Annotated in this window: 9 protein-coding genes; 6 read left to right on the forward strand and 3 right to left on the reverse strand. The window is 75.1% G+C overall.

Annotated features, from left to right (window positions below):
• The coding region (locus ABQ292_RS25300; RefSeq protein ID WP_369210466.1) for a UbiA family prenyltransferase at positions 1–432 on the reverse strand (432 nt) is incomplete at its 3' end.
• A gap of 201 nt (positions 433–633) precedes the next feature.
• Here ABQ292_RS25300 and ABQ292_RS25305 point away from each other — a divergent pair.
• From ABQ292_RS25305 to rlmB, 6 genes are all read left to right on the forward strand, one after another.
• Complete coding sequence (locus ABQ292_RS25305; protein WP_369210467.1) at positions 634–1,554, forward strand: DUF4394 domain-containing protein; 921 nt, start codon at positions 634–636, stop codon at positions 1,552–1,554.
• Between the two features lie 342 nt (positions 1,555–1,896).
• Positions 1,897–2,379: a CarD family transcriptional regulator gene (locus ABQ292_RS25310; RefSeq protein ID WP_091373028.1), complete on the forward strand. Its 483-nt coding sequence runs from the start codon at positions 1,897–1,899 to the stop codon at positions 2,377–2,379.
• Positions 2,380–2,411: 32 nt separating this feature from the next.
• Complete coding sequence (gene ispD, locus ABQ292_RS25315; RefSeq protein WP_369210468.1) at positions 2,412–3,074, forward strand: 2-C-methyl-D-erythritol 4-phosphate cytidylyltransferase; 663 nt, start codon at positions 2,412–2,414, stop codon at positions 3,072–3,074.
• Positions 3,071–3,568 carry a 2-C-methyl-D-erythritol 2,4-cyclodiphosphate synthase gene (ispF, locus tag ABQ292_RS25320; RefSeq protein ID WP_369210469.1) on the forward strand — a complete coding sequence of 166 codons (498 nt, stop codon included), beginning with the start codon at positions 3,071–3,073 and terminating at the stop codon, positions 3,566–3,568. The genes ispD and ispF overlap by 4 nt, the downstream gene beginning before the upstream one ends.
• Complete coding sequence (gene cysS / locus ABQ292_RS25325) at positions 3,565–4,971, forward strand: cysteine--tRNA ligase (RefSeq protein ID WP_369210470.1); 1,407 nt, start codon at positions 3,565–3,567, stop codon at positions 4,969–4,971. The genes ispF and cysS overlap by 4 nt, the downstream gene beginning before the upstream one ends.
• Entirely contained in the window at positions 4,953–5,927 is a 975-nt protein-coding gene (gene rlmB, locus ABQ292_RS25330; protein WP_369210471.1) for a 23S rRNA (guanosine(2251)-2'-O)-methyltransferase RlmB, read from the forward strand. Before cysS ends, rlmB begins: the two co-directional genes overlap by 19 nt.
• A 10-nt stretch (positions 5,928–5,937) precedes the next feature.
• On the opposite strand, the gene ABQ292_RS25335 is transcribed toward rlmB, so the two are convergent.
• Both ABQ292_RS25335 and ABQ292_RS25340 read right to left on the reverse strand, forming a co-directional pair.
• Positions 5,938–7,233 (reverse strand): DUF445 domain-containing protein, encoded by a 1,296-nt coding sequence (locus tag ABQ292_RS25335; protein WP_369210472.1) that lies wholly within the window; start codon positions 7,231–7,233, stop codon positions 5,938–5,940.
• A 48-nt stretch (positions 7,234–7,281) separates the two neighbouring features.
• Positions 7,282–8,321 (reverse strand): S1C family serine protease (locus ABQ292_RS25340; protein ID WP_369210473.1); only part of this gene is annotated, 1,040 nt, incomplete at its 5' end.

Below are 8,321 nucleotides of genomic sequence, written 5' to 3' on the forward strand. Positions count from 1 at the left end.
GGTCACGTAGGGCAGCCCCGAGGCCGCGGTCCGCTTGAGCCCGGCGTTGTAGGCCCACCCGCTGGCCACCAGGACCAGCAGCAGCAGGCCGGGGACCGGGCCGAGCAGCAGCGAGAGGACGACGGCCGCGGCGGCCGCCGCGAGCGCCGCCGTGCGCAGCGCCGCGGGGTCCACCGCACCCTGCACGACCGGCTTGTCGGCCCGCGCGACGGCGCGGTCGCGGTCGGCGTCGAGCCAGTCGTTGCTCCACCCGATGGACACCTGACCTGCGAGGACGGCCAGTCCCACGAGCGCCACACGCCCGGCGGACAGCTGCGCGGCCACCGCCAGGAGGGTCGCGACGACGGTCACCGCGACGGTCGGTCCGGCGTGCGTGGCCACCGCCAGCGCACGACCCGGGATCCTCTGCCGGCGGCTCGGCGCGTGCACCACGCGCCGACAGTAGGTGTTCGGCCCGGTCTGGTCGCCCCCCGCTCACCCCGGAACCGAGGGCGCCCCCGAGAGGCCGGTGCGGCGATCCGGACGGATCTCGGGAACCGGTGAACGCGGCCCGGGCGGTCGACGTATCCCCGTCAGCCGCAGTGAGGCGGCAGATCGGCCCGGCAGAGCGGCCGCCCAGTCCCTGGAGGAGACATGCGCATCACCCCCCGCAAGACGACCCTCGTCGTGGCAGCCGCGCTGCTCACCGGAGCAGTCGTGGCACCGGCCACGGCGATCGCGACGGACGGGCCCCGCGGTGCCGACAGCAGCAGCGGGTACCGCGCCGACGGAGACCGCCTCCGGGCGGTCGGCCTCGCCGAGGACGGGCGGGCCCTCGTGTCCTTCCGGACCTCCGAGGCCGGCGGTGCCCGCGAGGTCGGCGACGTCCGGCTGCAGGGTGACACCCGCCTGGTCGGCATCGACTACCGCGTGCAGAACGGGGAGCTCTACGGGGTGGGGGAGAAGGGCGGCATCTACGTGCTCGACCCGGCGAACGCCCGGGCCACCAAGGTCGGCCAGCTGAGCGTCGCACTCGAGGGACGCTTCTTCGGCGTCGACTTCAACCCCGCTGCCAACGCCCTGCGGATCACCAGCGACGCCGGTCAGAACCTGCGCCAGCCCTTCGCCGGAGCCGCCGACCCGGACGCCCCGAACGGGGCGACCGTCGCCGACGGCCGGCTGACCAACCCCGCGACCCCGCCTGCGACCGGCACCACGCCGGCGAACGGGATCAGTGGATCGGCCTACACCAACAACGACCTCGACGCGGGCACCTCGACGGTCCTGCACGACATCGACACCGCGCTGGACCGGCTCGACATCCAGTCCCCGGCCAACGCGGGCACGCTCGCCCCGGTGGGCCAGCTGCGCGTCGACGCCGGCCCGGACGCCGGCTTCGACGTCTACAGCACCGTCCGGGACGGGCGCACCGTCGCCGTGCAGGGGTGGGCGACCCTGACGGTGGGCGGGAAGAGCCGGATCTACTCCGTCAACCTGGCCACCGGGGAGGTCACCGATCGCGGCGCGTTCGGGATGCCGGTCACCGACCTCGCCATCGGGCTGGACCAGCTCTGACCGCCGGCCGCCGGACCCGCGCGGGGCTGATCCCGCGCGGGTCCCGTGTGCCGTCGCGTGGACACCTCGCCGGTGGTCCCGGGACGGTGCCCGGCGCACGGCCGCCGGGCGCCTGACCTGCGGCGACGTCTCGCCCGGCACCCGGAGCGCAGTCCGGCCGGGTGCGGCCGGCGCCCCCTGCCCGCGGAGCCGGGTGTCCCGTCGGCACGCACACCGACCACGCTCTGTCAACCCCTCACCCGTACTTCACCAGGCCTCTGACCTGCGCATATGAGACGCCGGCTCTGTCCGGACGTCGGTTCGCCGTGCTAACCTGGGCACAGCGAAAGGGGTCACACACACATGGGCTTCACTGTCGGCGAGACCGTCGTCTACCCGCACCACGGTGCCGCGCTGATCGAGGCGATCGAGACGCGGACCATCAAGGGTGAAGAGAAGGCCTACCTCGTGCTGAAGGTCGCCCAGGGCGACCTGACCGTGCGCGTGCCGGCCGACAACGCAGAGATCGTCGGCGTGCGCGACGTCGTGGGGCAGGACGGGCTCAACCGGGTCTTCGAGGTCCTGCGCGCCCCGCACACCGAGGAGCCGACCAACTGGTCGCGCCGCTACAAGGCCAACCTCGAGAAGCTGGCCTCCGGTGACGTCAACAAGGTGGCCGAGGTCGTCCGCGACCTGTGGCGCCGGGACAAGGACCGCGGCCTGTCGGCCGGCGAGAAGCGCATGCTGTCCAAGGCCCGCCAGATCCTGGTGAGCGAGCTCGCGCTCGCCGAGGGCACCAACGAGGACAAGGCCGAGGTGCTCCTGGACGAGGTCCTCGCCAGCTGAGCTCCGCACCCTCGTACCACCGGACCACTCCCGTGTCCGCTGTCGGCATCGTCGCAGCGGCCGGGAGTGGTTCGCGTCTGGGGGCCGATCGGCCCAAGGCGCTGGTCGAGCTCGCCGGCCGCCCGCTGGTCGCCTGGGCGGTCGACACGCTGCTCGCCGGGGGCGTCGACGAGGTGGTCGTCGCCGTCCCTGCAGCCGACCACGATGCGTTCGCAGCGGCGCTGCCGGACGGGATCCGCCTCGTCGAGGGCGGAGCGAGCCGGACGGCGTCGGTGCGGGCCGCGCTCGCCAGGGTCGATCCGGACGTCCAAGCCGTCCTCGTGCACGACGCCGCCCGCCCCCTGACCCCGCCCGCTGTCGTCACCCGCGTGCTCGACGCGCTGGCTGGCGGCGCGCTCGCCGTGGTCCCCGTGCTCCCGGTCGTCGACACCACCGTGGCGGTCGACGCTGTGGGCACCGTGACCTCGGCTCTCGACCGCGCCGTCCTGCGCCGGGTGCAGACCCCACAGGGCTTCGTGCACGCCGTCCTCGCCGAGGCCTACGACGACCTGCCCGCCGGCGAGGAGCTCACCGACGACGCCGCGGTCGTCCGCGCCGCGGGCGTCCGGGTGACCACCGTGGCCGGCGACGAGCGCGCGGCGAAGGTGACCGTTCCCCACGACCTGCACCTCGCCGAGCTGCAGGTGACCCGGTGACCGACCTGCCGCGGGTCGGTCTCGGCGTCGACGTCCACCCGGTCGAGCCCGGCCGCGAGTGCTGGCTGGCCGGTCTGGAGTGGCCCGGCGCGGACGGCTGCGCCGGGCACTCCGACGGCGACGTCGTGGCGCACGCGCTCACCGACGCCGTCCTGTCCGCGGCCGGCCTCGGTGACATCGGCGGGCTGCTGGGCACCGACGACCCCCGCTGGGCCGGGGCCCGCGGGGCCGCCGTCCTCGAGCACGTCCGGGAGACCCTGGCCGCGGCCGGCTGGCGGGTCGGCAACGCCGTCGTCCAGCTGGTCGCGCCGACACCGAAGCTGGGCCTGCGCCGGGCCGAGGCCGAGGCGGCGCTGTCGGCGGCACTGGGTGCCCCGGTCAGCGTCACCGCCACCACCACCGACGGGCTGGGACTGGTCGGGCGGGGGGAGGGCCGGGCGGCCGTGGCGACGGCGCTGGTCGTCCGCGGGGTCTCCGTAGACTCCGCACGGTGAGCCTCCGCCTGTACGACACGGCCGCCCGTGCGGTCCGCGACTTCACGCCCCTGCGTGCGGGACAGGCGTCGATGTACGTCTGCGGGCTCACCGTGCAGGGACCGCCGCACGTGGGGCACGTGCGCGCCGCCCTGGTCTTCGACGTGCTGCGCAGCTGGCTCGAGCGCGGTCACGGGTTCGACGTCACGCTGGTCCGCAACGTCACCGACATCGACGACAAGATCCTCGCCAAGGCCGCCTCCGCCGGCGTCCCGTGGTGGGCCTGGGCGTACGAGAACGAGCTGGCCTCCACCCGCGCGTACGAGGCGCTGGGGGTGCGGCCACCCACCTACGAGCCGCGGGCCACCGGGCACGTGCCCGACATGGTCGCGCTGATCGAGCGGCTCGTGGAGCGTGGCCACGCCTACGCCGTCGACGGTGACGTCTACTTCGACGTCCGCTCGTTCCCCGAGTACGGCGCGCTGACCCGTCAGCGGGTGGAGGACCTCGAGCCCGCCGCGGACACCGACACCGACGAGCGCAAGCGCGACCCCCGCGACTTCGCCCTGTGGAAGGCGCACAAGCCCGGCGAGCCCGACACCGCGGCCTGGCCGACGCCGTGGGGCCGCGGCCGTCCCGGCTGGCACCTGGAGTGCTCCGCGATGGCCGAGCGCTACCTCGGGCCGGACTTCGACGTCCACGGAGGCGGGCTGGACCTGCGCTTCCCGCACCACGAGAACGAGCAGGCGCAGTCGCGGGCGGTCGGGCACGGGTTCGCCCGGTACTGGTTGCACAACGGCTGGGTCACCCTCGGCGGCGAGAAGATGAGCAAGTCGCTGGGCAACACCGCCCTCGTCGACGAGGTGGTGCACCGGGTGCGGCCGGTGGAACTGCGCTACTACCTGGTCGCGCCGCACTACCGGTCGACCATCGAGTTCACCGACGCCGCCCTCGCCGAGGCCGGTGCCGCCTACCGGCGGCTGGAGTCGTTCGTGAAGCGCGCCGCCGAGCGGGTCGGCGTCGACGCGGGGAGCCCGGTGCTGTGCGCCGACTTCACCACCGCCATGGACGACGACCTCGGCACCCCCGCGGCGGTGGCGGCGATCCACGAGGCGGTGCGCGAGGGCAACACCGCGCTGGCCGCCGGGGACGATAAGGCGGTCGCCGGCGCGCTGGGCTCGGTCCGGGCGATGCTCGGCGTCCTGGGCCTGGACCCGCTCGACCCGCGGTGGGCGGGCAGCGGCGGCGACGACCGGCTGGCCGAGGTGACCGACGGGCTGGTCCGGCTGGCGCTCGAGCAGCGGCAGGCCGCCCGGGCGCGCAAGGACTTCGCCACCGCCGACGCGCTGCGCGACCAGCTCACCGCCCTCGGCGTGCAGGTCGAGGACACCCCGCAGGGACCCCGATGGGAGCTGACCCGCTGATGGCCGGCAACAGCCAGCGCCGCGGCCGCACGAGCGGTGCCGGCAAGAAGACCGCCACCGCCGGCACGGGCGGCAAGAACCGCCGGTCGCTGGCCGGGCGCGGGGCCACCCCGCCGGCCGAGAAGCGCACCGGTCACCCCGCCCAGCGGCGGGCCCAGGCCGACGCCCGCCGCCGGGCCGAGCGCGACCGCAGCCGGCAGCGCGCCGACGAGGCGCCCGAGCTGCTGCTGGGCCGCAACCCGGTGGTCGAGGCCCTGCGCGCGCAGATCCCGGCGACCGCGCTCTACGTCGTCACCGGGGACACGTCCCGCAGCGACGAGCGGATCACCGAGGCGGTGCAGCTGGCCGCCGACCGCGGCCTGCCGCTGCTCGAGGTCGGCAAGGGCGAGTTCGACCGGATGTCCAACGGCGCGCTGCACCAGGGCATCGGCCTGCAGGTGCCGCCCTACGAGTACGCGCACCCCGACGACCTGCTCGACGTCGCCCGCGACTCCGGCCGCCCACCGCTGGTGGTGGCGATGGACGGCGTCACCGACCCGCGCAACCTCGGCGCCGTTGTGCGCTCGGCGGCCGCGTTCGACGCGCACGGCGTCGTCGTCCCGCAGCGGCGCGCGGTCGGCATGACCGCCTCGGCCTGGCGCACCAGCGCGGGTGCGGCGGCCCGGCTGCGGGTCGCCCGCGCCGTCAACCTGGCCCGCGCACTGGCCTCCTACCAGGACGCCGGACTGATGACCGTGGGCCTGGCCGGCGACGGCGAGACGGACCTGCACGACTTCGACGGCTTCGCCGACCCGGTGGCCCTCGTGGTGGGCGCCGAGGGGGCGGGGCTGTCGCGGCTGGTGCGCGAGCGCTGCGACGTCGTCCTGCGCATCCCCATCGCCCGGGACACCGAGTCGCTCAACGTCAGCGTCGCCGCCGGCATCGCCCTCTACACCGCGGCGGCGGCCCGCCGGTGAGACGCCGCGGTCAGCCGAGCAGCTGGGCGACGGTGTAGATGACCAGTCCGGCCAGGCCGCCGACGACGGTGCCGTTGATCCGGATGAACTGCAGGTCGCGGCCCACCTGCAGCTCGATGCGGCGGCTGGTCTCCTCGGTGTCCCAGCGGGCGACCGTGGTGCCGACGACGTCGGCGAGGTCGCCGGAGAACCGCTCGACCAGGTACCCGGCCACCCGCACCGACTGCCGCTGCACCCGCTCGCGCACCCGCGGGTCGGTCTGCAGCAGCCGGGCGGCGTCGCGGATGAGCTCGGCGACCCGGGCCCGCAGCTCGGAGTCGGGGTCGGCGGCGGCAGCGAGGAATGCGGTCTTGGCGTTGGTCCACAGCGACGAGGACCAGGTCCGCACGGCGGGGTGCTCGAGCAGCTCCTTCTTGAACGCCTCGACGCGGGCGGCGGTGTCGGGGTCGGTGCGCAGCGCGTGCACGTACGCGCGCAGCCGGGCGTCGTAGACCCGGCGCAGCTCGTGGTGCCGGTCGTCGCCGACCTCGTCGAGGAAGGACTGGACGCCGGCGAAGACGCGGTCGAACACCCGGTCGTCGACCCAGTCGGGCACCCACGCGGGCGAGGCGTCGCCCAGCTGGGCCCGGAAGACGACGCGGTTGTCCTGCAGGAAGCGGGCGAGGTAGCGCAGCGCCGCCGACAGCACCTCCTGGTGGCGGTCGCCGTCGACGACCAGCTCGATCACGCGGGCGAGGACCGGCGCGGCCGGTGTCTCGTGCAGCTTGCGGTCGACCAGCCCGGCGACGGCGTCCTGCACGTCGTCGTCGCGCAGCAGGTCGGTCACGCCGGAGAGCGCGACGGCGGCGTCCCCGGCCAGCCGCTCGGCCCGGCCCGGCGCGGCCAGGAAGGTGCCGAGCCGCCCGGGGACGTCGACGGTGGCGAGCTTCTCGTCGACGACGGCGCGGGTCAGGAAGTTCTCCTGCACGAAGGCGCCGAGGCTCGCACCGATCTGGTCCTTCTTGCGCGGGATGATCGCCGTGTGCGGGATCGGAATCCGCAGCGGGTGCCGGAACAGGGCGGTGACGGCGAACCAGTCGGCCAGCGCACCGACCATGGACGCCTCGGCGGTGGCCCGCACGTAGCCGACCCACGCACCGGCCTGCTCACCGAGCAGCACGCACCCGAGGAAGACCGCCGCGGCCGCCAGGAACAGCGCGGTGGCCAGCCGCTTCATCCGGCGCAGTCCCTCGGCGCGCTCCGGGTCGTCGAGCGAGGAGGTCAGCGGCACGCTCACGGACGGGTGCACCCGGGACGACGACGACACCCTCCCCAGCCTAGGCGGAGGAGGGTGCCGGTCCGGAGCGGCAACGGCTCAGCTGTCGCTGCTGCCGAGGGTGACGTCGACGGTCGAGGCCCGGCCGTCGCGGCGGACGGTCAGCGTGACCTCGTCACCGGGGGCGGCGCTGCGCACGGCGGCGGTCAGCTCGGTGGAGGTGGTGACCGCCCGGTCGCCGACGGCCGTCACCACGTCACCGGCCTGCAGACCGGCCGACGCGGCCGCCCCGCCGTCCTGGACCTGGACGATCTGCGCGCCGGTGCCGACCTCGCCGTTGGTGTCGCTGGCCGCGGTCTGCGCCCGCACCCCCAGGACGGCGTGGGTGGCCGAGCCGGTCTGCACGATCTCCTCGGCGATGCGCTGGGCGGTGTTGCTCGGGATGGCGAAGCCGACGCCGATGCTGCCGCTCTGCGACTCCTGACCCGGGATGCCCGAGGCGACCGAGGCGATGGCGGTGTTGATGCCGACCACCTCGCCGGCGGCGTCCACCAGCGCGCCGCCGGAGTTGCCCGGGTTGATCGCCGCGTCGGTCTGCAGTGCGTCGATGACCGTCGCGTCGTCCTGGGCGGAGCCGGTGGCCACCGCGCGGTTGGTGGCGCTGATGATCCCGTCGGTGACCGTGTCGGACAGGCCGAGCGGGGCGCCGATCGCGACCGCGAGGTCGCCGACCTGCACCGAGTCGGAGTCGGCGAACGTGGCCGGCGTCAGCCCGCTGGCGTCGCTCAGCCTCAGGACGGCCAGGTCGGAGGTCGGGTCGGTGCCCACGACGGTGGCGTCGTAGAGCGCGCCGTCGGAGGTGCGCACCTGCACGGTGGCACCGTCGGTGCTGCTGTCGAGGCCCACCACGTGGTTGTTGGTGAGCACGTAGCCGTCCTCGGAGAGGACGACGCCCGAGCCGCTGCCCGAACCCGAGCCGCTGGTCACGTAGACGGTGACGACGCTGGGGGCGGCCTTGGCCGCGGCGGCGGTCACCGCGGTCGCCGACTCCGGGTCCGTGATGACCACGCTCTGCGCGCCGGCGGTGGTCGCGGCCGCGGTGCCGCCGTCGTCGGTCAGGGCGACGACGCCGGCGCCGG

The organism is Geodermatophilus maliterrae (genome assembly GCF_041018925.1).
Taxonomy (GTDB): Bacteria; Actinomycetota; Actinomycetes; order Mycobacteriales; family Geodermatophilaceae; genus Geodermatophilus; species Geodermatophilus maliterrae.